Here is a 25,390-nt window from a genome sequence, read left to right as displayed (position 1 = left end):
CGGCGGTTTGCACATTAGCTACGATTACCCCCGCCGTAAGATTGAGTGATTTCTTTCGCAGCATGAATGACCAGCGCGCCAAGTTCTGTGACGCGGTCGTCGGTAATGCGTGATATCGGGCCAGAGATAGAGATCGCTGCAAAGGCTTCATGGTGTTCATCGAACAAACAGGCGGCGATACAACGCAAGCCGAGGGCATGTTCTTCATCATCAAATGAGTAACCTTGCTTGCGGGTCAGCGCCAGATTTTCTTTCAGGCTGGCTGGGTTGGTACGGGTATGTTGGGTGTACGCATGCAGCCCTTTCTTATGTAATAGCTGCACTAATTGATCATCTGTCAGGGTGGAGAGAAAGGCTTTACCCGCACCGGAAGCATGCATCGGTAGTTTGCCACCAATGGGTGCTGACATGCGCATCAGTGCAGTACATTGCACCTGATCAATAATAATGGCCTGATAGTCACTGTGGTCGAGTACCGCCAGATTGACGGTTTCGCCCGATTCGTCCATCAAACGGCGTAGCATCGGGTGCACCATCGCCAACAAATTGCGGCTTTGCAGGAAGCTGCTACCAACAATAAAGGCGTGAGCACCCATGGTCCAAAGCCCTAAATCCCCCACCTGACGGACAAAACCTTGCTGTTGCATGGTTGTCAGCAGACGATGAGTGGTAGAATTCGGCAAACCCGCCTGTTGTGCTAAATCCGTCAGGGCGACACTGCCTTGTGATTCGGAAATATATTCCAGTAATTTAAGCCCACGCGTTAATGACTGAACCTGGCCCGTTGCCGCAGGGGTGGTTTGTGCGGCTGCCTTGGGTTTTTTCCCTCGTTTAATCGGAACCGGTAACGCCATAAATCAGCCTCTCATTTATTTTTATGGAATTCATTTTCGTTTTTCAAGTATGCATGCAAACGATAGAAAACGCTCATCCGATGAGTCGGTTTTTCTACCTGAAAAAGTCTCAATTGCTAGCGGACTCATTACATTGATAACTTGTGCTAGGATGACAGACGAGTTTATACCCGTCATCTTTCAAGATGCAGGGTTGTTGGCTGCCATCACTCACCCAACTCATTGAGTTATCTCAACTCCTTGGGTTCATTTCGTTGCCGCCTACCTGCAACTCGAAATCTATTGGGTATATAGGGATGAATTTTTCAGCATGTCTGATACAAATAAACAACCAAGATGCGTCGGGTAATGGCAAAGCAACAGGGTAAAGAGGCGACAGACAGTGGTGGATACAATATTAAACAACAAGGTTAAGCAATTACATCAGCAACTGGCGCAACGGATCCTGGTGCTGGACGGTGGTATGGGCACGATGATCCAGAGCTATCGGCTGGAAGAGGCTGATTATCGTGGGGCACGTTTTGCCGATTGGCCAAGTGACCTGAAAGGTAACAATGACTTATTGGTGCTATCTAAACCGGAAGTCATTACCGCTATTCACAATGCCTACCTTGAAGCGGGCGCTGATATTCTCGAAACCAATACTTTTAACTCCACCACCATTGCGATGGCGGATTATCAGATGGAGTCGTTGTCAGCCGAAATTAACTATGAAGCTGCCCGGTTGGCTCGAATTTGCGCTGATGAATGGACCGCCCGTACCCCTGAGAAGCCGCGCTATGTCGCCGGGGTTCTTGGCCCGACCAACCGTACCGCGTCGATCTCGCCTAAAGTTAACGATCCGGCGTTCCGTAATGTCAGTTTTGATCAGTTGGTTGCGGCTTATCGAGAATCTACCCGCGCCCTGATTGAAGGCGGTGTTGATCTGATTATGATCGAGACAGTCTTCGATACCCTTAATGCGAAAGCGGCTACCTTTGCTGTTGAGTCTGAATTTGAAGCCATGGGCGTGCTGTTACCGGTGATGATTTCTGGCACCATTACTGATGCCTCAGGCCGGACATTATCAGGCCAAACCACGGAAGCTTTTTATAACTCACTGCGCCATGTTAAACCGCTCTCTTTTGGCCTGAACTGTGCGTTGGGGCCGGATGAATTACGTCAATATGTGGCGGAGTTATCCCGTATCTCTGAATATTATGTCAGTGCGCACCCGAATGCCGGTTTGCCTAATGCTTTTGGTGAATACGACCTGGAAGCCAAAGAGATGGCCGAACAGATTGGCGAGTGGGCGCGGGCTGGATTTTTGAATATTGTCGGTGGTTGTTGTGGCACCACACCACGGCATATTGCGGCGATGGTTAAAGCCGTCGCAGGCGTCCCTCCGCGCCCGTTGCCGGATATTGCAGTGGCTTGCCGCCTGGCGGGTCTGGAACCGCTGACTATCGATGCTAACTCGCTATTTGTTAACGTTGGCGAGCGCACCAACGTCACTGGTTCAGCTCGTTTTAAGCGGCTGATAAAAGAAGATAAATATGATGAAGCGCTGGATGTAGCCCGCCAACAGGTTGAAAGTGGCGCGCAGATCATCGATATCAATATGGATGAGGGCATGTTGGACGCCGAAGCCGCGATGGTGCGCTTCCTCAATCTGATTGCCGGTGAGCCAGATATCGCCAGAGTGCCAATCATGATCGACTCCTCTAAGTGGGATGTGATCGAAAAAGGCCTGAAATGTATTCAAGGCAAAGGGATTGTTAACTCTATTTCGATGAAAGAGGGCGAAGCAGCCTTTATCCATCACGCTAAGCTGGTGCGCCGTTATGGTGCGGCCATGGTTGTGATGGCGTTTGATGAAACCGGGCAGGCGGATACCCGTGCGCGTAAAATAGAAATCTGCCGCCGCGCTTATAAGATATTGACCGAAATAGTCGGCTTCCCGCCGGAAGACATCATCTTCGATCCGAATATTTTTGCCGTGGCGACGGGGATTGAAGAGCATAACAACTATGCGGTCGACTTTATTGAAGCATGCGCCGATATCAAAGCTGAACTCCCTCATGCCATGATTTCAGGTGGTGTCTCCAACGTCTCCTTCTCATTCCGCGGCAATGATCCGGTGCGTGAGGCGATCCATGCTGTTTTCCTCTATTACGCTATTCGTAATGGTATGGATATGGGGATCGTCAATGCCGGTCAACTGGCGATCTATGATGATCTGTCGGATGAACTGCGTGATGCGGTGGAAGATGTGATCCTCAATCGCCGCAGCGACAGCACTGAACGCTTATTGGATCTAGCGGAAAAGTACCGTAGCAGTAAAAGTGGTGAAGTGGCGATTCAGCAAGCAGAGTGGCGCGGCTGGGCGGTTGGAAAACGGCTGGAATATTCACTGGTTAAAGGCATCACTGAGTTTATCGAGCTGGATACCGAAGAAGCCCGTCAACAGGCTGAGCGGCCAATCGAGGTTATCGAAGGGCCATTGATGGCCGGGATGAATGTGGTTGGCGACCTGTTCGGTGAAGGGAAAATGTTCCTGCCGCAAGTGGTCAAATCTGCTCGAGTGATGAAACAGGCTGTGGCCTATCTCGAACCTTATATTGAAGCCAGTAAGCAAAAAGGTACTACCGCAGGCAAGATCCTGCTGGCAACGGTTAAAGGGGATGTGCACGATATCGGCAAAAACATTGTGGGTGTGGTTTTACAGTGTAATAACTACGAAATTATCGATCTGGGTGTGATGGTGCCGACTGAAAAAATCCTGCGCACGGCGCGGGAGGAGAAGGTCGATATTATCGGCTTGTCCGGCCTGATAACGCCGTCGTTGGATGAAATGGTTAACGTTGCCAAAGAGATGGAGCGACAAGGCTTCACCTTGCCGTTATTGATCGGTGGCGCGACCACCTCGAAAGCCCATACTGCGGTTAAAATCGAACAAAACTACAGTGGTTCCACCACTTACGTCTCCAATGCTTCACGCAGCGTTGGCGTGGTCTCAGCATTGTTATCTGATACGCAGCGCGATGATTTCGTAGCAAAAACGCGCAAAGAATATGAAACTGTCCGTATTCAGCATGCGCGTAAAAAACCGCGTACCCCGCCGGTCAGCTTACAAGTTGCACGGGATAACCAAACCATAATCGATTGGGAAAATTATACGCCGCCAGTAGCCCATAAATTAGGTGTGCAGCCTGTCGAGGCCAGTATCGAAACTCTGCGTAATTACATCGACTGGACGCCATTCTTTATGACCTGGTCGCTGGCGGGTAAATACCCCCGTATTTTGGAAGATGAAGTGGTAGGCGAAGAGGCCAAACGCCTATTTGCCGATGCCAATGAGCTGCTGGATAAGTTGTCGGCAGAAAACTTGCTGCATCCGAAAGGCGTGGTGGGGATATTCCCGGCTAACAGCGTCGGCGATGATATCGAAATTTATCGCGATGAGCGGCGTGAAGATGTGCTGGTGGTCAGCCATCATCTGCGCCAACAAACCGAGAAGAGCGACTTCCCGAACTATTGCCTGGCAGATTATGTTGCACCTAAATCTAGTGGTAAAGCAGATTACTACGGCGCTTTTGCTGTCACCGGTGGTTTGGAAGAAGATGCCTTGGCCGATGCTTATGATGCTCAGCATGATGACTACAATAAAATCATGATTAAGGCCTTGTCAGACCGTCTGGCTGAAGCTTTTGCAGAATATCTGCATGAGCGGGTACGTAAGGTGTATTGGGGCTTTGCACCGAATGAAAACCTGAGCAACGAGGAATTGGTGCGCGAGAACTACCAAGGGATTCGCCCGGCACCGGGGTATCCGGCTTGCCCGGAACATACTGAAAAAGGCCAAATCTGGCAGTTGCTGGATGTAGAAACTCACACTGGCATGAAGTTGACCGAATCCTACGCCATGTGGCCGGGTGCCTCGGTATCAGGCTGGTATTTCAGCCATCCAGACAGTAAATACTTTGCTGTGGCACAGATTCAGCGTGATCAGGTGGAAGATTATGCTGCCCGTAAGGGGATGCCGGTAGCTGAGGTTGAGCGCTGGCTAGCCCCGAACTTGGGTTATGATGCCGACTGATCGTCGCGTTAGTTGTTAAGTAAAATGAAAGGAGATAGCCGTGATGACTATCTCCTTTTTTAATGCTCTTTAACCAAGTGTTTTGCGCGCTTTAGCCTCGCGTCACACCGGCTACGGCATTTTTCTGTTCGGAGCCACCATGAGCGCCGAGCAGCGGTGTTTTGCCTTCCATCATTTCACTTAGGCCACCACCAATTATCTCGGTAACTTTAGACGATGCATTTACTCTCGCTCCGCCTTGAGTGTGTTTACCGTTGATATCCTGCAATTCCAGTCCATTGGTCTGTAAGTTTACATCGCTGTCTCTATTGGCTATTTTGCCGCCATTGAGTTCAGTTTTACCGGCTACTTTCAAATTAACTGACTGTGTGCCGCTAATGGCTGATTGCTCTTCGACCGCTTTATTTTCAACGACTTCTACTTCAATTTTAGCTTTGCCGTTGCCACCTTTGACTTGTTCATCCTGAACGTTGGTTTTGACTTTTTTGCCAACCGCTTTCGCGCCTTTTTGCCACCATTTATCTTGGGTTTCTTCTTCTTCCTTGGATTCGGTTAACGTTTCATTGCTTCCCTTTTTGGTGTAACTAAGGGGTTGGACGTTATCCTCTTCTTTAGTGGTAAATCGGCTGGAGATTTGGTCATACTGTTTTTTGACTTTGTCGAATAACTTATTGGATTTAGTGGTCAGGTTTTTTTTCACTTTATCCGAGCCGATCGGGGTCGCCTCGGCTACCTGATTAATCATACTGTCTTGTTTCTCGTTACTGTGATTGAAACTCAAGCCGGTATTGACACTAACTTCCTGTCGGACATCTTCACGGCTTTGCACTTTCAAGTTACCGCCAATCGCGCCATTAATATTGTTGGCTTTGAGTATAGCGCCAGCCAGTGCTGTGTCTTTGGCGCTGTTCAGGGCGATATTGTTGCTATTGATATGGGTGTTTTGTTGCATTACAGCATTCAGTTTTTCAACACCGACATCCAATTCAGCGCTGATATTATGAAGTTTTTCGCTGCTTTGCTTATCGACCACCCCTTTATCATCTTTATTGAAAGAGCTATTTTGGTTGCCATTGGCGCCAACTGTGAAGTTCCAGTTATTTTTGTGCTGTTGGTCTTGTGCTGATTCCAACAAGATACCGCCATTATCTGCCGTTAGTGTAGTTTGCTGGCTGGTGATATTGGCATTTTGCATATGGATAGCTTGGTTATCGTGACCGCCAGCTTTAATGTTGACTGCACCATTGCTGTTAATCACACTGCCCTGATGCTTAATCGCCGACTCATCTTTGTGAGTAACTTTGGCTTCTGCGCCAGCACTGAACCCTTTGCCGTTTTTATCGGTACCGGTACTTTTACTGATACCCGCGTTGGCGTTTGCAGACCAGGTCATATCCTGTTTTGAGCCGTGTGATTGTGCGGCCAGCATATCGACTTTGCCACCAGCGGCCAGCAGAATATCACCAGTCGCTTTATCTTTACTGCCGAACGAGGTGCCTGTTAGTGTCAGATCTTTTCCGGCATTCAGTTCAACCCCTTGCTGACCTTGTAATTGGCTGACTTGGGCAACCGAAGTGCTACTTTGCCCCTTACTGTTGCTACCACCTAAACCTGCACCAAAGTTTTTACTGCCAACGTTAGTACCAAGGTTCGCTTTGGCATTAGCCTCAACATTATTGTGGCTTTCGCTGGTGTGGTTAGTGACTTGATCAAAACGAATATCACCGCCGGCATTAACCTTAGTTTTGCCACTGCCAGCATTGATGTTGGTGCCCTGATAAATAGCATCTTCTTTTACATTGATATTGACGCCATTTGCAGCATTCATACTGCCCACTTGCGCGATATCACCTTTCACATGCTGGTCTGTGGAACCTCCTTTACCTTTGCCATCGACAGTAATGTCTTTGCCGGTGGTAGTGTAAATCCGAACATCAGCCCCACCTTGGGTCTCAGTGATATGTTGGTCAACCCGGTTAACTGCCGCCTCAAAGGTATGTCTCGATGCATCCAGCGCAATAGTTCCTTTATCTGCCTGATACTTTGTACCCTGATCTTTGACTTCGCCGTTGGCATTGAGCGCGATATTCCCGCCTTTAATTGACGTCACCACTGCTTGGCTGCTATTGAGGTTGGTTTCTTTAGTTCCGCCTTTAGCATAGAGATCTAACCCGGCATTAGGGCCACCCACTTCGCTTAACGCTTCAATCATGCCGCCCAAATCAAGCTTTTGTGTTTTATTGATTACATCTTCAAGTGGTCGAGTGACCTCGCCATAAGCAATATTAGCTTCATAGCCGACATCCACTTTGGTGGTCTTGGTATTCGTTATTTCACTGTTCTCAGCGGCCAGATTATGGATATTATTCCCTTGAGCTTGATAATCACCACCAACGCGATGGTCAGTTCCCTGATTGGTTATATCTTTGCTGGCGGAGATATTAAGATTACCTGCAACTTTAGAATTAGAAACCACCGCAGTTGATTTGTTGCTGGTAGTTTGGGTGTCTTCATAATTGACGTTTACCCCACTACCTGCCTTATCCATTCCACCGGTGTAGTGGAAATCAACCCCAACGGTTTCTTTGGTTTTATTGCTCGAGAGAGTATCTTGCGTAGCGACAAATGAAACATTTTCGCCTTTGATATCGGCATCGCCTTTGGTGGCAGTGATGTTAGAGCCGATAAATGTAACGTCTTTTTGGGCATCCACTTTAATGCTGCTGCCTTCAAGTGATGCACTGTGATTTTTAGTGCTGTCAGTTTTCTCACTTTCGCTAGTGTGACTCAGCTTCAGGCCAGCCTGATACTGATGTTTACCATCATCACTGGTGAAACCTGAAATAGTCAGCTTAGTCTTTTGTTCATCGATTTTCTGTTGGGCTTGAGCGGCTTTAACATTGACTTCACCTAGCGTTTCAATACCCAGTTCACCGGCAGTTGCTACCATACTGCCAATGACATCAATATTATCTTTACTGATTATTTTGAGATTGGCATCGGAGGCTAATTCACTACCGATAACTTTTTCATCTCTATTATTCGCTTTATGGGAGCTGCCAGTAATATTAAAGGCAACGCCCGTTCGCTCATCAATTTTTGTGGTGGTGGTACTGATAGCATTGTCAATTTTGATGCCACCTTTGCTGGCCTGAACATAACCATCTTTGCTTCCTTTGACTTGACTGCCGGTAATAGAGACACCTTTATTACCAATAACAAGTACATTTCCATCAGCAGTTACTTCAGAGCGATGGCTGGTTTCCTTGTTCTCAGCATTATTAGTATGATCAATTCCGCCAAGCCCCATATTTTGTTCATTTCTATCTACTGCGATTTTTTGATTTTTTGTTTTTTGGATATCAATATTGACTTCATTAGCATTGATTAATAAATTGCCGCCAGCAGAGGCCTTAGCCCCATTGGCACTCATTTCACCCTCTGCGGTAAGCCCCATATCTCCACCTGCTTGTAGCGTGGTTTTATTCAGTGTTTGGGTGTCTGTTTTATTATTCCAGGCGATATCTTTGATAGTGTGCGCATAATCATGCCCTTCATCACGAATTGAATTATTATCAATTACACCATCCAATTTTAAGTCTTTCTTGGCTTTGATAGAGAGATTATTGCCTGCCTCGATAGAGGTTCCAGAGAGTTTTATATCTCCACTAGTTGATTGAAGAGAAAGGTTGTTCTCTGCAATAATACTGGTACCAATGTTATTTTTTTGCTCTGCTTTTTTATTAGAAGATTTATTCCACTTGCCAATACCTAAAAATCCATTAGCACCATCCTCCGAACTACTCGATTGAGTATTAGTAATCTCTTCTGTACCAAATTTAATATCTGAACCTTGCATAATAATATTTTTACCATCAATGATGGCGGCATCAAGGTGGTTTTTTTTCTTGGCAATAATCGAGATATTAGAACCTTTAATTTTGGTACGTTCTAATTTCTGCTCAGTTGAGTTTTTTCCCTTGGTCTCAATAATGTCACCAGAGGAAAAAATATCATTGGCATTTAATTTTATCTCAGGACTCTCTAAATAGGCAGGCGCTGGGTTGTAGTCCAAATCAGGGGCTGAATCAAGGTCAAGATTCAGTTCCCCTGGTGTTGATATAATAAGGCTCTTATGGGTAGAGTGTGCTCCTGATATATTGACGCCATTGCCTTCTGCCGTATTAATAATGCGAATTCTATTAGATTGCATACTACCAAATATTTTACTGTCGTATGCCGGTCCCACATATTTTTGTGATTCTAGTATTTCACCATCAGCACTTATTTTATTTTGCCCGAGGATGATGTTAATGTCAGCTCTGGAGTCTACTACCCCATTAATATTAATTCTTGGCGCAATCAAGTCTATTGTTCCAATACTCAATGTATAACCATCCCCCATCTCTAATAGATTAGTGTTATTTCTGGTATCAAATCCTTGTAGATTCCCTTGGTCTACTAATGGATTACCAACCACTAATGAATTACGATTAGTATTAATAAAACCACAGCCTGTACAGGTAATGCCATTTGGGTTGGCCAGAATATAGTCTGCCGTCATACCAAATACTTCTTGTTTCCCTAGTAATAATGAAGGGTTACGGCTGATGACCTCATTTAAAATAATGCTAGCGGCTTGACCATTTAAGTTTTGGTTGGCAGCTAATTGCCCGGCAAGTTGTGATTGACCCGCAGAAAGAGAGTTATTAAGTACCGCACCTGCTTTGTTAACGTTAAATTCATTATATTGGTTATGTGATAACCCCGATGCTGAGGGCTTTACGATATCAATTACTGGGACGCCATTTACTGAGTTAATTCCTGGATTGTGGGTAGGATCGCCAGCGCCGACAATACCGGCAGCATAACAGGTGGCCACTGATACTGAAATAATAGCGACGGCTGCCGCCAGCTTTCCTGCCGGGGAGAGCTTGAACTTATTTTGTTTCATTTTTACTTCTCCATTTTTGTCATCTAGTTTGGTGTTGATAAAAATTGGCTTTTACTGGCGGCGGTTAATTAAAAGGAATAAGAGAAGCGCGCCAGAATCTGAGTAGGGTCTTTATTCTCTGTTTTACCGGACAATAAGTGGCCGCGGCTGGCCTCAATATCCAGTTTGATATCGCGATAGCTGACGTTGATACCGGCACTCAATCCCATGGCACTACGCCAGCCCTGCGGATTTTGCTGAATACGGCCGATATCTGCCCCTAATCGTGGCGTTATCGTGGTATTGCCAATAGAGAAATTGCGTGAGAGCGTATTTTGTAAATACCAACCTCTATCCGCCGATAAGGTATTACGATTAAAGCCACGTGCAGCATTGCTGTCGGTGACGCTCAACCATTCAACGCCTGGCAGACGATCACGGGTGTATTGACCATAGAACTGATTGCTAAACAGGTAGAAATTATCAAACAGTTTGAAATATTGATTGGAGGTTACGGCGGCTTTGGCTTTAGTGAACTGGCTATCCTGATAGCTGGCTGATATGTTCTGATCTGCACCTAATAAGGATAATCCCTGTTCAATGCTGACATTCACATTGAATAGGCCTGTGGGCAGGACGTGCAGATGATTAAGACCTAATTCAAATACCGTCAGCGTTGGGCTGCTGACTGCTATTTTCTGCTCGTTAAAGTAATTTTCGGCTTGTTTATAAGTTAGTTGTGCACTTAAGCCATTAATTTGGTCTTGGTCGCGATAGAAAACATAATCGGTACGCAAACCATGCTGCTGGGTTTTACCCTGTAACTCGATGGTATTAAATTGTAATTTCACCGGATAAAGGTATTCGGAATAACTGCCAAAACCACTGAAGGTCAATGCGCCATAAGGCACGGAATAAAACAGTGAATAGGCGCGGCTATGGTTTTTCTGTGGGTTATCGGTGGTGGTGCTGATATTTAAGCTGAGAGAATCTGATAATCCCAGGGGGTTATCGAAAGAAAATGCATTGCGGCTTAACCATTTACCGGTACTTTTATTACCATAATTATCCAGGGATGTTGTCAGATGCCAGGGTTTTGACCGGATATTACTCAATCTGAGAATTGAACCGCCCGGCTCTTTTCCTGGTAAAATATCAACAGTTATTTTATTGGAGGGTAAACGGTTAGCTTGATCGAGCCCTTGGTCGAGTTGTTTAATATTTAATGGTTCCCCGATCATATTGGGGAAAACAGTTTCGCCGTTTAATTCTGGGTCAACACTTTCGATGCTCTCAATAAAACCTTCAGTTACATCTAAACCCAATTCGTCCTCTTCGTCGGGCGGAATAAACTGAACGCGGGTGGTAATATAACCTTTGTTAAGATAAAGCTGAGTGAGTTCACGAGCCAACAGATTGACATTCGCGCTGCCAATACATTGTTCCGGCATGGGGCTTAAACTTTCTAAGTCTGCCTGAGTCAATAAGGTAATACCCTGAATATAGACGCCGCTAATGGGGAGGCATTGCGCGTTATCATCTAATTCAGGTGCATTATTTTCGGGTGTTTCTATCTCTGCCTCAGGGTGTTTCGCATGAGGCTGACGGCGCTCTTCTATTAAGTGATTAATTTCAGTGCTGCTGTTCTGTAAGTTCTGGCGTGATTCATTGATCGGGGAGGGAATATCTATCCCCGGAGTCATGTTAGCGTGAGCGCCCGTGCTCAATAAAAAACATAATGCGGTACGTTTTTTTATCATGATGTTTGTGGGGGAATTTTCTGGGTATAACGCGATGAGTGGACCCAGTCCTTTCCGTCCTTGAGTCAAATTTACGGGCAGCACTATTACCGTCCCTAAAGAGTAGAGACGGCGGATGGATAATAATAATTAAGGAATATTCAGGGCGAAGGGAAAGATAATAAATTTTTAATATTAAAAGGTTATTGAGTAACTTTTTTCAGAATTATTTTAAATATTATCAGGGTAATACCGGATGTTATTGAACTTATTTTTCTGTCTAAAGCGGGTCATAAAATGAAACAGAAACATTGAAAATGCCCGAGAGGTTCGGGCATTTATACTCTTTGGTATTACTTTTTATCTTTATTTACCGGTTTACCTGACCAGTACCCCGCCAGTAATGAACCGGAGAGGTTATGCCAGACCGAGAACAATGCGCCAGGTAGGGCAGCCAGTGGCGAGAAGTAAATTTTACCCAATGTAGCCGCTAGCCCTGAGTTTTGCATACCGACTTCAATGGCCAGTGTACGGCAGGTAGATTCATCAAAGCCGAACAGTTTCCCACCCCAGTAACCGCTTAGCAGGCCAATACCGTTATGCAGGATAACCGCAATAATCACCACGAAACCTACTGAAGCGATATGGCTCTGGCTACCGGCGACCACGCCACTAATGATAGCAACAATACAGACCATCGACATCGCCGGTAAATAAGGCTCAATGCGTTTCACCGTTTTAGTAAAGGTGTGATGGACAATCAGCCCTGCGCTAATAGGGATTACTACGATTTGTAGAATACTTTTCAGCATTCCGACTACATCAACACTGATGGCAGCATCGACATATAAACGGGTCAGTAACGGTGTGGCAAAAACCCCCACCAGGGTAGAAACCGCAGAGATGGTGACTGATAACGCAACATCCCCTTTAGCCAGATAAATCATCACATTAGATGCTGTCCCACTGGCAACACTGCCTACCAGTACCATACCAGCAGACAAGTCCGGTGGCATACGGAACAGCATCGCCAGAATCCAGGCAGTGAGCGGCATAATTAGATAATGCAGGAAAGTCGCTGCTGCTACCGGTGCCGGGCGCGATAGTACACGTTTGAAATCCCCCAGCCGTAGAGTGACCCCCATAGCAAACATGATCAACATCAGTAGCGGGGCGACATAAGGCCCAATGCCAATAAAGGTGGCTGGGCGAAAATAGGCCGCGACTGACAGCAGTAACGCCCACAGCGGGAATAGCCGGGTGATTTTTACTAACATGAGGCGAAAGTCCTTAGTCGTCAGTGTCAGATATAAGAAAACCGGACGAGATCGCCCGGTTGGTGTTATCAGCTTATCGTTAGTTTTTGCGCTGACTTAAGCAGTGTTATTCAAACAGATTGTTATTCAAACCGCGTGTTATCCAAACAGATTGTGATGCAGGGTTTGCACCACTTTTTCAGCATCATTCCCTGGCACCAAGAAGCACAGGTTATGGCTGCTGGCACCGTAGCAAATCATGCGGATATTGAACGGGTCAAGGACACCAAATACTTCCTTACCGACACCACAAGCCTGTGACAGGTTATTGCCGATAATTGCTACCAACGCCAGATTTTCTTCCACTTCCACTCGACATAGCGAGGAAAGCTCAGTCAGCAGGGAGGTGGTTAGCAGACTGCCCGCCGTTGATGTTGAACCTGTCGTATCGAGAGTCAGGGCGACACTCACCTCTGAGGTGGTTATCAAATCAACTGAAATATTGTGGCGAGCCAGAATATTAAACACTTCCGCCAGGAAGCCGCGTGCATGCAACATATTCAGACTATGTAAGGTCAGCAGCGTCTGTTTGCGGCGCAATGCCAAGGCACGGAACAGGGGGGGATTCTCGGTTTCATTACAGACTAACGTGCCGCCAGCCGCCGGATCTTTGCTTGAGCCGACAAACACTGGAATATCACTGCGCACAGCTGGCAACAAGGTGGCCGGATGCAGTACTTTGGCACCAAATGTCGCCATTTCAGCCGCTTCTTCGAAAGCAATTTTATCGATACGTTTTGCTGCCGGAACCACCCGTGGATCGGTGGTATAAATCCCCGGAACGTCTGTCCAGATATCAATGCGGCCAACATTCAATGCTTCACCCAGTAATGCGGCGGTATAATCGCTGCCGCCACGGCCAAGGGTGGTGGTGCGCCCTTTGCTTTCACTGCCGATAAAGCCTTGAGTGACGACAATGGCTTGTGCGATACGCGGGGCCAATTGCGTTTGGGCTAATTCAGACAGCACATGAGTATCCGGTTCAGCACGGCCAAAGCGGTCATTAGTTCGCATGATTTTACGTACATCAAACCATTCCACCGCAACCTGACGCTGGCGTATTAGCTCAACAAACAGCAGTGTAGACATCAATTCGCCGTGACTCACTAGTTCATCGGTTAGCGCCGCAGACGTTGCCAGACTGGCTGCTTCAGACAGCATGGCGATGTTTTCCAGCATGCGGTCAATTTCATCGCGGATAACCACCGGATTGCCGAGTTTGGTCAGAATATCGTATTGAATTCGGCTAATTTCTGCCAAATGAAGCTCGCGCTTTTCAGGCTCACAGCCATCGGCAAGGGCGACCAACAGATTGGTAATGCCAGCCGAAGCTGACAAGATTACCAAACGAACGTCCGGGTTCGATAAAACCACATCGGCACTGCGACTCATGGCAGCAAAATCTGCCACGCTGGTGCCACCAAATTTAGCAACCACGGTCGCAGAAGGGGCGTTGCGGCTCTGTTGGGGTGCTGCTTGAATCATCTAAAAAACCTCGTGTCAGGGATGCCATCTTGGGTGATCATCAATATTTATCTCTGTACAAGGAAATAACGGGTTATCCACTTTCTGTCAATGAAATGGCTATGAGGTATTTTCATCTTTAATAATATGCTCTGTGATATCACTAAATTGACTATTCCCTTCGTACTTGAAGCCGTAGGGTTGTTAGCTACGTTCACTTACCTGCCTACCTGCAACTACAATTACTTTTTTGGGTATAGATACCTTTTGATAATGGCTGCCGGGAAAAAACAGGAAGCAGATCAATAGTTGTTTCGAGAGATAATACCTATCGCAAGAAAAGAGATCTCAATCACAGGGTAACAGGATACAATCAAGGTATTCGTTTCATTAATCCTTAAGCCTAGAAGAGCGCCGCTATGAAAAATATTAATCCTAGTCAAACCGCTGCCTGGAAAGCGTTACAGCAACACTTTGAGCAGATGAAAGATGTCACCATCAGCAGTCTGTTTGCCGAGGACGACCAGCGTTTTAGCAAGTTTTCAGCCACTTTTGATGATCAAATGCTGGTGGATTTCTCCAAAAACCGCATTACCAGCGAAACCATGGAAAAGCTGCAAGCTCTGGCGAAGGAAACTGATCTGGCCGGTGCGATTAAAGCCATGTTTTCCGGTGAAAAGATCAACCGCACTGAAGACCGTGCGGTACTGCATATTGCGTTGCGTAACCGTAGTAACACCCCGATTGTGGTGGATGGCAAGGATGTGATGCCAGAAGTGAATGCGGTACTGGCTAAAATGAAACAGTTCTGTGACCGCGTGATTGGCGGTGACTGGAAAGGTTACACCGGTAAGGCGATTACTGATGTGGTGAACATCGGTATCGGCGGCTCAGATCTCGGCCCTTATATGGTGACTGAAGCACTGCGCCCGTACAAAAATCATCTGAATATGCATTTCGTTTCTAACGTTGACGGCACCCATATTGCTGAAGCGTTGAAACCGTTGAACCCAGAAACCACGCTGTTCCTGGTGGCATCAAAAACCTTTACCACCCAAGAAACCATGACCAACGCCCACAGTGCGCGTGACTGGTTCTTGTCTACTGCGGTTTCTGTGGAACATGTCGCGAAGCACTTTGCTGCATTGTCGACCAATGCCAAAGCAGTCGGTGAGTTTGGTATTGATACCAACAATATGTTCGAATTCTGGGATTGGGTTGGTGGCCGTTACTCGCTGTGGTCCGCCATTGGTTTGTCTATCGCGCTGTCGGTTGGTTTCGAACACTTCGAACAACTGCTGAGTGGCGCGCATGCCATGGATAAACACTTCGCTGAAACACCAGCGGAGCAGAACCTGCCTATCCTGCTGGCATTGATCGGCATCTGGTATAATAATTTCTTCGGTGCAGAAACCGAAGCTATCCTGCCTTACGATCAATACATGCACCGTTTCCCCGCTTACTTCCAGCAGGGCAATATGGAATCTAATGGCAAGTATGTGGATCGTAACGGTACCCCAGTGGATTACCAGACTGGCCCTATTATCTGGGGTGAACCGGGTACTAACGGCCAACATGCGTTCTATCAGTTGATCCATCAGGGTACCAAATTGGTTCCTTGTGACTTTATTGCACCGGCTATCAGCCATAACCCGCTGAGTGATCACCACGCGAAGCTGCTGTCTAACTTCTTTGCACAGACCGAAGCACTGGCGTTTGGCAAATCACTGGCTGAAGTTGAAGCTGAATTTGCTGCGGCAGGCAAAACCCCTGAACAAGTGGCTCATGTCGCACCGTTTAAAGTGTTTGAAGGCAATCGCCCAACTAACTCCATCCTGCTGCGTGAAATTACGCCGTTCAGTTTGGGGGCATTGATTGCGCTGTATGAACACAAAATCTTCACCCAAGGGATTATCCTGAATATCTATACGTTTGACCAATGGGGTGTCGAACTGGGTAAACAACTGGCTAACCGCATCTTGCCAGAACTGGCAGATGATAAAAACGTAACCAGTCATGACAGTTCTACCAATGCGTTGATTAACCGTTTCAAGAACTGGCGTTAAGCTTGCGGGCTTAAGCTCTTTGATCCGTGCTTATTAGCCCCTTACCTAGTAAGGGGCTTTTTTTGGCTCGGATTATTTCACCTACTTTCAATGAGGTATTTATGGCCAAAAATTCGCGTTCTCAGTGGATAGCCAAAAATTTACAGCGTTTACTGAATGTGGGGTTGATTGCATTGGCCGCTATTTTGGTGGTCTTTTTGATAAAAGAAACCTTCCATCTTGGTAAGGTCTTATTCGTCAATAATCAGGATGCGTCTTCTTACATGCTGATTGAAGGGATTGTAATTTATTTCCTGTACTTTGAGTTTATTGCTTTGATTGTTAAGTATTTTGAGTCGGGTTATCACTTCCCGTTACGCTATTTTATTTATATCGGGATCACCGCGATTATCCGCTTGATCATCGTTGATCATGAAAACCCGATCGATACGTTAATTTATTCCGGTTCGATATTGTTGCTGGTGGTGACGTTGTATTTGGCGAATACCGAGCGCCTCAAGCGCGAATGACCTATAAAAATGGCGGCCATTAAGGCCGCCCTAAAGACACAGTACCAGAGGGAAAAAATACCCTTCTTACTTGAAATTGTAGCTTTGTTTACTGCACTCTCTCACCCGAATCACTGACCTAAGTCAGCTCATCGGGCTTCACTCGTTTGTTGCCTTGCTACAATTCCAATTACTTTGGGTATTGGGTGATGAAATTTTGAATGATGATATCGTTAACCCTTCACCCCACCGGCCGTTAAGCCACCTACCAGCCAGCGTTGTGCCAGCAGGAAGACTGCGGTGATGGGAATGGCAGACAGCACCGCAGCAGCGGCGAAGTCGCCCCACAGATAGTTTTGCGGATTCAAATATTGCTGCATACCCACCGCCAGCGTGTAGCTGTTCACATCACGCAATAGCAGTGATGCCACCGGGACTTCGGTGATAGCAGCGATAAACGACAGAATAAACACCACGGCTAAAATCGGCACCGACAGGGGTAACAGCACCAGTCGGAAAGCTTGCCATGGGGTCGCGCCATCCAGTGCCGCGGCTTCTTCCAGTGAGTTATCAATGGTTTCGAAATAGCCTTTGATGGTCCAGACGTGCAGGGCGATGCCGCCCATATAAGCAAAAATCACCCCGCCGTGGGTATTCAGCCCGATAAATGGCAGATACTGCCCGATACGATCGAATAAAGCATATAACGCCACCAGCGACAGCACTGCTGGGAACATCTGGAAGATCAACATGCCTTTCAGCAGGGTGCTTTTACCGCGAAAACGCATGCGGGCAAAGGCGTAAGCACAGGTAGTGGAGAGCGTGACAATCCCAATGGCGGTAATGACCGCAATCTTGATGGAGTTCCATAACCACAACATCACCGGGAACGGCGGTGGGGTTACGCTACCATCAGCGTGAGTCACACTCATACCCAGCGCCAGTTTCCAGTGTTCCCATGAAATCTGATCTGGGATCAGGCTACCGGTCGCAAAGTTGCCGGGCCGCAGCGAGATAGTAATTACCATCAGTAACGGGAACATAATCAGCGCGATAAAGCACAACATCAGAAAATGCGTGCCCCATAGACGCAAACGCTGGGATTTAGGTTGAACCATTGCCATTTGCATCTCCTCCTTAGTCAAAGTTCATTTTGCTGGCTTTCAGATTCAGTATCGCGAGCGCGCCGACCAGAATGAAAATCAGAGTGGCAATTGCCGCCGCCAAGCCAAAGTCCTGGCCGCCGCCCCCTTCAAAGGCAATACGGTAGGTGTAGCTGACCAGCAAGTCGGTATAGCCCGCTGGCGTGGTGGTGCCAATCATATCCGGGCCGCCGTTGGTCAATAACTGAATCAACACAAAGTTGTTAAAGTTAAAGGCGAAACTGGCAATCATCAGCGGTGTCAGCGGCTTAATTAGCAGTGGCAACGTGATACGGAAGAAGTTCTGGAACGGGCCTGCGCCATCCATTGCCGAGGCTTCATATAAGTCGTCGGGAATCGCTTTGAGTAGCCCCATGCACAGAATCATCATGTAGGGATAGCCGAGCCAGGTGTTGACGATCAAAATCATGCTTTTCGCGGTAATGGGGTCACTGAACCAGGCGGGCTTGATGCCAAACAGGCTACTTAGCATCAGGTTGATTTCACCAAAGCTTTGGTTAAATAACCCTTTGAAAATCAAGATTGAAATAAACGACGGTACCGCATAGGGCAGTATTAACAGCACGCGATAAACCGCTTTGCCTTTTAATGAATCCCATTGCACCACACAAGCTAAAACCATACCGACAGCAACGGTCAGTACCACGGTCATTAGCGAGAAAATAATGGTCCAGATAAAGATGGAGATAAAAGGCTTCTGTATCCCTTCATCATGCAGCACCCGCAGGAAGTTTTTCCAGCCGATAGTGACAGTAAAGCCGGGACTAAGTTTTTCGTTTTGCCACTGGCCGTCGGCGTTAATGGCTTGGTAAAAACCGACATCAGGGTTTGGCCGATAGATAACACCGGTTTGCTGATTGAGCAGCTCTTTACCGTCAGCACCCAGTTTATAGAGTGGGCTGGTAGCTGAGAACTGGCGCAGTGAACTCATGCGCAGTTCGCCACCACCGGGCAGCAGTGCGACCAACTCACCGAGTGCCTGGCGATTCTGAGTAATGATGCGCAGTGACGCGCGCTCGCCGGTCTGTTCAGTGCTGGCGGGGGCGACTGTTACTTTTTTCTCACCCGTTGCATCGAGGCTGAAAGGCGCGGAAATCAAAACAGAGCTGTCATCAGGGTTGGTAAGCTGTAAGCGCCATTGGTTATCACTGGGATAAAGACCAAAGGTAAAGGTTTTACCGGTCTGAAATTGCCGATCCATTAATACCGATTGGGCGCGCTCAAAGGTTAATTGGTTGGTACTGCTGTAGTTGGTAAAAGCGATGGCGATAGTGCAAATCAGGGGGAATAGCACAAACAGCCCCATACCTGCCACGCCGGGATAAACATAGCGCCAGGCATAGGCGCGACGATTGGCAAAGACATACAGCCCCAAACTCACCAAAATTAGCGTCACGATGGCAAAAAGATATTCACCCTGAGCATACATCAAGACGATCAAGTAGCAGGTGAATAGGCTTAATGTACCGATAATCAGCCATTTAAGCGCATCACTCTGCCACCAGGCGGTTTTCTTTTTACGACTTTCGAACTCGGTGTGGGATAACTGCATAATATTCCCTTCGTACTTTGAGTATTGTTATAGTGTTACAGCAAGTGGTGTTGGGCACGACGAATCGTGCCCCTTTTGCAGGTGAAACTGTTATTTGGTAATACGCGTTGCTGCGTCGTTCAGTGCAGCCTCTACCGTTTGACGCCCGCTGATGGCGTTCAGTACCGCACTGCGGGTGGCATACCAGAAGGCCGCCATTTGTGGAATATTTGGCATAATTTCACCCTTGGTGGCGTTATCCATAGTTGCGGCAATGCGTGGGTCTTTTGCCAATTGTTCCTGGAATGATTTCAATGCCACTGCGCCCAGAGGCTTGTCTTTATTCACTTCAGCCAAACCTTGATCGGTCAGCAGGTAGTTTTCCAGGAATTCAGTTGCCAGTTCTTTATTCGGGCTGGCAGCGTTAATACCGGCAGTCAACACGCCGACGAACGGTTTGGATGGCTGACCATGGAAGGTTGGCAGCAAGGTCACACCGTAATTGATTTTGCTCTTATCAATGTTGGACCATGCCCATGGGCCATTGATGGTCATTGCTGTTTCACCCTTGTTGAAGGCCGCTTCTGCAATGGAGTAATCTGTATCGGCATTGATGTGCTTGTTCTTCACCAGATCGACAATAAATTGCAGACCGGCTTTCGCGCCAGCGTTGTTCACGCCAACGTTTTTCACATCATATACACCGTTTGCAAATTTAAAGGCATAACCGCCGTCAGCGGCGATAACTGGCCAAGTGAAGTAGGGTTCTTGCAGGTTCCACATGATGGCGCTCTTGCCATTGGCACGCAGTGTTTTATCCAGCGCTGGGATTTCTTCCCACGTTTTCGGTGCTTCTTTCACTAAGTCTTTATTGTAAATCAGAGACAGTGCCTCAACCGCGACCGGGTAACCAATCAGTTTGCCGTTAAAGCGAACGGCGTCCCAAGTGAACGGGAACAATTTGTCTTGGAAGGCTTTAGAAGGGTGCAGTTCAGCCAACAAACCGGATTGTGCGTAACCGCCAAAGCGGTCATGAGCCCAGAAAATAATGTCCGGGCCATCACCGGTGGCAGCCACTTGCGGGAATTTCTCTTCCAGTTTGTCTGGGTGCTCGATAGTGACTTTGATGCCGGTATCTTTCTCGAACTTCTTACCGACTTCCGCCAACCCGTTATAGCCTTTATCGCCATTGATCCAGATAACCAGTTTACCTTCTTCAATCTTGGCAAAAGCAGAGGAAGAGAGCACCAGCGTGGCTAACGCTGAAAGAGCCAAAACACGTGCGGTCTTACCAATGCCGGATTTTGTGAAGCTGCGAGTCATAATCCAATCCTTTTATCCAATTTTATGGGTATCGACTTTCTTGTGAATCATTAGCTGCGAATTCTTTAGCCCATTTTCAGGCTGGTGTAGCCGTGAATCACTAAGTGAGGAGGGTGTGGCAGCGTTGCAAAAAATGTTGAGCTGCAAATTATTTAATACACTGACCAAAACACTACGCCGACATATTGAGTCACAACCGGATACACCATCATCCTCCCCCCCTCTACGCCCCCCTGCGGGTTATTGTGACCCAGTTAACACTGCTGCCTATTCTGTGGTGTCAGACACAATAATGTAGGTCGAAATTTGCAAGCCAGATCACGTATTTGTCTTTCCAGTGGAACTTCTGCCTACCGTGGTCGTTCCCTCATCCTCCCATCTCCTCCCCCATGAAAAACTTTGTTACGGATGATTACCAAATAGTGCCACTCGCGCACTATCGGCAGCATTGAAAAACGGCATCGACATTGAAACAGCGTCAGCAGCATTGAAACACCGTCACCAACAAAATGATGTTGTTCGGTTAATTATCACCCAGACAGATCAGGACGTTGAAGCGTTAAGCAATGTGCAGCCCTATACTCAGGCCGCGACGTCGTCCGAGGCAACCTGCCTCTGGCATGGCGGTACGACGCGTAGCGAGAGAGTCATCAGGGGCTGGGAGTAATCGATGGGTCATGCCGGGGTTTGCTTCCGCCATTTTTCTTCATTCAGGTTCATATGAAAAGTTGTTTGCGTAAGCAAAGGAGTAACAGATGGCTAATGTAACGCTGAGCGGCGTTTATAAGGCCTTTGGTGAGGCTGTGATCTCCAGAGATATCAATCTGGAGATCGATGACGGTGAGTTTGTGGTGTTTGTTGGCCCATCAGGGTGTGGAAAGTCAACGCTGCTGCGGATGATTGCCGGTCTTGAGGACATTACCTCGGGTGAGTTGCTGATTGGTGGTAAACGGATGAACGAAGTGCCGCCATCTGAACGCGGCATTGGCATGGTGTTTCAGTCATATGCGCTTTATCCCCATCTGTCTGTCGCAGAGAACATGTCGTTCGGTCTGAAATTGGCAGGCGCGAAGAAAGCCGAGATTAACCAACGGGTGAATCAGGTAGCCGAAGTGCTGCAATTGGCTCACCTGCTGGACCGGCGGCCAAAAGCGCTATCCGGTGGTCAACGCCAGCGTGTGGCAATTGGCCGGACACTGGTCGCTGAGCCGGATGTTTTCCTGCTCGATGAACCCCTGTCCAACCTGGATGCGGCACTGCGGGTGCAAATGCGCATTGAGATCTCGCGCCTCCACAAGCGCCTGCAACGCACCATGATTTATGTCACCCATGACCAAGTGGAAGCGATGACGCTGGCGGACAAAATTGTGGTGCTGGATGCCGGCAATGTTGCGCAGGTAGGCAAGCCGCTGGAGCTGTATCACTACCCAGCCAATCGCTTTGTTGCGGGCTTTATCGGCTCGCCAAAAATGAATTTTTTACCGGTTAAAGTGACCGCCGTTGAACCTCGTCAGGTACAGATTGAACTGCCAAATCCAAATGGCCAGTTAGTGTGGCTGCCGGTGGAAGGTACTCAGGTTCAGGTCGGTGCAAATATGTCTTTGGGTATTCGCCCGGAACATCTGCTACCAAGCAGTGCCTCTGAAGTCACGCTGGAAGGTGAGATTCAGGTGGTAGAGCAACTGGGTAATGAAACTCAAATTCACATCCAAATCCCGGCAATACGTCAGAACCTGGTCTACCGCCAGAACGACGTGGTGCTGGTAGAAGAAGGTGCAACATTCGCTATTGGCCTGCCGCCGCAACGCTGTCATCTGTTCCGTGAGGACGGCACTGCGTGTAAGCGGTTGTATCAGGAACTGGGCGTCTAGCCAAAGCCGAATGTAAAGCACGCATGCCGACAGGCAAATATAACAGGAGATTACTGATGACTACTCTGCGCAAGTTACCGATAGCACTGGCTGTTGCCGCTGGTGTTCTTTCCACTCAAGCTATGGCTGTTGATTTCCACGGATATGCACGTTCCGGTATCGGTTGGACAGGAAGCGGTGGCGAACAGCAATGTTTCAAAGCTACCGGCGCCCAAAGTAAATACCGTCTGGGTAACGAGTGCGAAACTTATGCGGAAATTAAATTAGGCCAGGAATTGTGGAAAGAAGGCGACAAGAGCTTCTACTTCGATACCAACGTGGCGTATTCCGTTTCACAGCGTGATGACTGGGAGTCAACATCCCCCGCATTCCGTGAAGCTAACGTGCAGGGTAAAAATTTGATCGAATGGTTACCGGGTTCCACCATGTGGGCAGGTAAACGCTTCTATCAACGTCATGACGTCCATATGATTGACTTCTACTACTGGGATATCTCAGGTCCAGGTGCAGGTGTAGAAGCTATTGATCTGGGCTTCGGTAAGTTATCTCTGGCAGCAACCCGTAACTCAGAAGCGGGTGGTTCAAGTGCCTGGATTGATAACCAACGCAAAGATGCTGACCACACGGTCAACGATGTCTTTGACGTGCGTTTGGCTGGGCTGGAAACCAACCCAGGCGGGACACTGGAGTTCGGTGTAGATTACGGTCGTGCTAATACTCAGGACGACTACTCACTGGCACCGGGTGCTTCTAAAGATGGCGTGATGCTGACGGCTGAGCATACGCAAAGCATGATGGGTGGCTTCAACAAATTTGTACTGCAATATGCCACCGACTCTATGACTTCTTACAATAGCGGTCACTCACAAGGTACTTCAGTCAACAATAACGGCAGTATGTTACGTGTCATTGACCACGGTGCCATCAACCTGGCTGAGAAGTGGGACATGATGTACGTGGCGTTGTATCAGGACACTGACTGGGACAACAAAAACGGCACCACGTGGTACAGCGTGGGTGTCCGTCCGATGTACAAATGGACCCCAATCATGAGTACCTTACTGGAAGCGGGCTATGACAATGTTAAGTCACAACGCACCGGTGACCGTAACGGCCAGTACAAACTGACGCTGGCGCAACAATGGCAGGCAGGCGATAGCATCTGGTCACGCCCGGCAATTCGTGTCTTCGCAACTTATGCTAACTGGGATGAGAAGTGGGGCTATAACGATGTCAAAGGCAGTGTTGACAATGGGTTAGCAGAAAACGGAACTATCGGTACTAACAGCCGCGGTAAAAGTAACGAAGTCACCTTTGGTGCACAATTCGAAGCTTGGTGGTAACAGTCGTGATGCAGCCGCCCTTTGGGGCGGCTGTTCTATTTTGATGCGGTGGGTTACGGCCCGTTTCCAACAAGATATAGCGATATACCCTAAATAATCTAAGTTGCAGCCAACGCCCATGCAGCTTGAAGTATGACGGGAATAATTGGTTAACTCTGCCGACCTTGCCTGTGCACAGTTAGCGCTGACGCTCAATGTATGAGGTATAACAATGAAAAAGAATCTACTGTCACTTTGTCTGGCATTGGCTCTAGGGGTCACTGCACCTCTGGCGGTGCAAGCAGAGTCAACTATTTCTCCGGCGAATGTTTCTATCGCGCCGACGATCAGTTCCGCCACTTTACAGCAGTTGCCATGGCAGCCATTAGTGCCACCGGCTACGCAGGACATCAAACTGACTGCCGCCAGCCCGCAAATCTCTCAAGGGAATGTTGAAGGGGCTGTTGCCGCTTTTGCTTTACCCGCCGATCGTGGATCGATGGAGATCACGCTGAGCAGTTTAGTGACTGATAATCAGCTATTTTCCCCTAGTGTATTAGTGTTAGACGAGCAAATGCGCCCAGCCGCTTACTATCCGTCCAGTTATTTCACTTATGAAAAAGCAGGCATCATGACCAATGATCGTCTGCAAGGGGTAATGAAACTGACCCCGGCACTGGGCCAGAAACAAATTTATTTGCTGGTTTATACCACCCGTGACGATTTAGCAAAAACCACCAAGTTACTTGATCCGGCTAAAGCTTATGCCATGGGCGTAGGCAATGCGGTACCGGATATCCCAGATCCTATCGCGAAACACACCCCAACAGGCAACCTGAAAATCAAGGCCACGGCTGAACAGGGGATGGGTAACGTTATGATTGGCTTAATACAGTCGGCACCGACGACAGCTCCGGTTGTCGTAGGCAACAGCGCTCAACCTGCTGCGGTGGCAGCCCCGGCGGCAAAACCTGCGGAGCCAATGCTGAGTGAGACTGAAAACTACTTCAACCAAGCGATTAAAGATGCGGTGAAAGCCGGTGATGTCGATAAGGCGCTGAAATTGTTGAACGAAGCGGAACATTTGGGCTCAACTTCAGCCCGAAAAACCTTTATTGGTAGTGTAAAAGGCAAGGGTTAAATCCCGGCACTGCCGAATATGGCTAGATGGTTGGTGCGCTTAGGCGCACCTTTTTTCTTTGTGTCTTATATACGGCTACTGCCACTCGCAACGCCTTGTTT

At 47.8% G+C, this 25,390-nt stretch carries 14 protein-coding genes and 1 pseudogene; 7 read left to right on the top strand and 8 right to left on the bottom strand.

Annotated features, from left to right (window positions below; translation table 11 throughout):
• Positions 1–14: 14 nt before the first annotated feature.
• Complete coding sequence (iclR, locus tag A6J67_RS01490; RefSeq protein WP_005191513.1) at positions 15–854, bottom strand: glyoxylate bypass operon transcriptional repressor IclR; 840 nt, start codon at positions 852–854, stop codon at positions 15–17.
• A 382-nt stretch (positions 855–1,236) separates the two neighbouring features.
• On the opposite strand from iclR, the gene metH reads away from it, so the two are divergent.
• Positions 1,237–4,932 carry a methionine synthase gene (gene metH, locus A6J67_RS01485; protein ID WP_042568973.1) on the top strand — a complete coding sequence of 1,232 codons (3,696 nt, stop codon included), beginning with the start codon at positions 1,237–1,239 and terminating at the stop codon, positions 4,930–4,932.
• A gap of 91 nt (positions 4,933–5,023) precedes the next feature.
• Here metH and A6J67_RS01480 read toward each other — a convergent pair whose 3' ends face one another.
• From A6J67_RS01480 to lysC, 4 genes are all read right to left on the bottom strand, one after another.
• Positions 5,024–9,886 (bottom strand): hemagglutinin repeat-containing protein, encoded by a 4,863-nt coding sequence (locus A6J67_RS01480; protein ID WP_050296871.1) that lies wholly within the window; start codon positions 9,884–9,886, stop codon positions 5,024–5,026.
• A 68-nt stretch (positions 9,887–9,954) separates the two neighbouring features.
• Positions 9,955–11,625: a ShlB/FhaC/HecB family hemolysin secretion/activation protein gene (locus A6J67_RS01475; protein ID WP_050288520.1), complete on the bottom strand. Its 1,671-nt coding sequence runs from the start codon at positions 11,623–11,625 to the stop codon at positions 9,955–9,957.
• Positions 11,626–11,957: 332 nt separating this feature from the next.
• Positions 11,958–12,881, bottom strand: coding sequence for a ketopantoate/pantoate/pantothenate transporter PanS (panS, locus tag A6J67_RS01470; RefSeq protein ID WP_005191506.1), 924 nt, complete (start codon positions 12,879–12,881; stop codon positions 11,958–11,960).
• A gap of 138 nt (positions 12,882–13,019) precedes the next feature.
• Positions 13,020–14,405 carry a lysine-sensitive aspartokinase 3 gene (lysC, locus tag A6J67_RS01465; protein ID WP_005191505.1) on the bottom strand — a complete coding sequence of 462 codons (1,386 nt, stop codon included), beginning with the start codon at positions 14,403–14,405 and terminating at the stop codon, positions 13,020–13,022.
• A 398-nt stretch (positions 14,406–14,803) separates the two neighbouring features.
• Here lysC and pgi point away from each other — a divergent pair, with 398 nt between their 5' ends.
• The gene (pgi, locus tag A6J67_RS01460) at positions 14,804–16,450 is read left to right on the top strand and encodes a glucose-6-phosphate isomerase (protein ID WP_050073800.1); all 1,647 of its coding nucleotides are present in this window, start codon (positions 14,804–14,806) and stop codon (positions 16,448–16,450) included.
• A 101-nt stretch (positions 16,451–16,551) separates the two neighbouring features.
• A complete protein-coding gene (psiE, locus tag A6J67_RS01455; protein WP_004705335.1) occupies positions 16,552–16,959 on the top strand; it encodes a phosphate-starvation-inducible protein PsiE in 408 nt (135 codons plus the stop codon).
• 212 nt (positions 16,960–17,171) lie between these two features.
• On the opposite strand, the gene malG is transcribed toward psiE, so the two are convergent.
• The 3 genes from malG to malE all read right to left on the bottom strand — a co-directional run bounded on the left by malG (position 17,172) and on the right by malE (position 20,955).
• A complete protein-coding gene (gene malG / locus A6J67_RS01450; RefSeq protein WP_032907691.1) occupies positions 17,172–18,062 on the bottom strand; it encodes a maltose ABC transporter permease MalG in 891 nt (296 codons plus the stop codon).
• Between the two features lie 13 nt (positions 18,063–18,075).
• Positions 18,076–19,653 carry a maltose ABC transporter permease MalF gene (malF, locus tag A6J67_RS01445; RefSeq protein ID WP_005191497.1) on the bottom strand — a complete coding sequence of 526 codons (1,578 nt, stop codon included), beginning with the start codon at positions 19,651–19,653 and terminating at the stop codon, positions 18,076–18,078.
• 90 nt (positions 19,654–19,743) lie between these two features.
• Positions 19,744–20,955, bottom strand: coding sequence for a maltose/maltodextrin ABC transporter substrate-binding protein MalE (gene malE / locus A6J67_RS01440; protein ID WP_005191495.1), 1,212 nt, complete (start codon positions 20,953–20,955; stop codon positions 19,744–19,746).
• A gap of 487 nt (positions 20,956–21,442) precedes the next feature.
• Between malE and A6J67_RS01435 the strand changes: the two are divergent.
• From A6J67_RS01435 to malM, 4 genes and pseudogenes are all read left to right on the top strand, one after another.
• Positions 21,443–21,695 (top strand): annotated as a pseudogene (locus A6J67_RS01435) (hypothetical protein).
• A gap of 15 nt (positions 21,696–21,710) precedes the next feature.
• Positions 21,711–22,826, top strand: coding sequence for a maltose/maltodextrin ABC transporter ATP-binding protein MalK (gene malK, locus A6J67_RS01430; RefSeq protein ID WP_005191494.1), 1,116 nt, complete (start codon positions 21,711–21,713; stop codon positions 22,824–22,826).
• Positions 22,827–22,879: 53 nt separating this feature from the next.
• Entirely contained in the window at positions 22,880–24,169 is a 1,290-nt protein-coding gene (locus A6J67_RS01425) for a maltoporin (RefSeq protein WP_196333748.1), read from the top strand.
• A gap of 211 nt (positions 24,170–24,380) precedes the next feature.
• On the top strand, positions 24,381–25,289 hold the full coding sequence (gene malM / locus A6J67_RS01420; RefSeq protein WP_042568979.1) for a maltose operon protein MalM: 909 nt from the start codon (positions 24,381–24,383) through the stop codon (positions 25,287–25,289).
• Positions 25,290–25,390 lie beyond the last annotated feature (101 nt).

Source organism: Yersinia sp. FDAARGOS_228 (genome assembly GCF_002073315.2).
GTDB lineage: Bacteria > Pseudomonadota > Gammaproteobacteria > Enterobacterales > Enterobacteriaceae > Yersinia > Yersinia intermedia.
The sequence above is the reverse complement of the archived record's forward strand: the minus strand, read 5'-3'. Positions and strand labels throughout refer to the sequence as shown.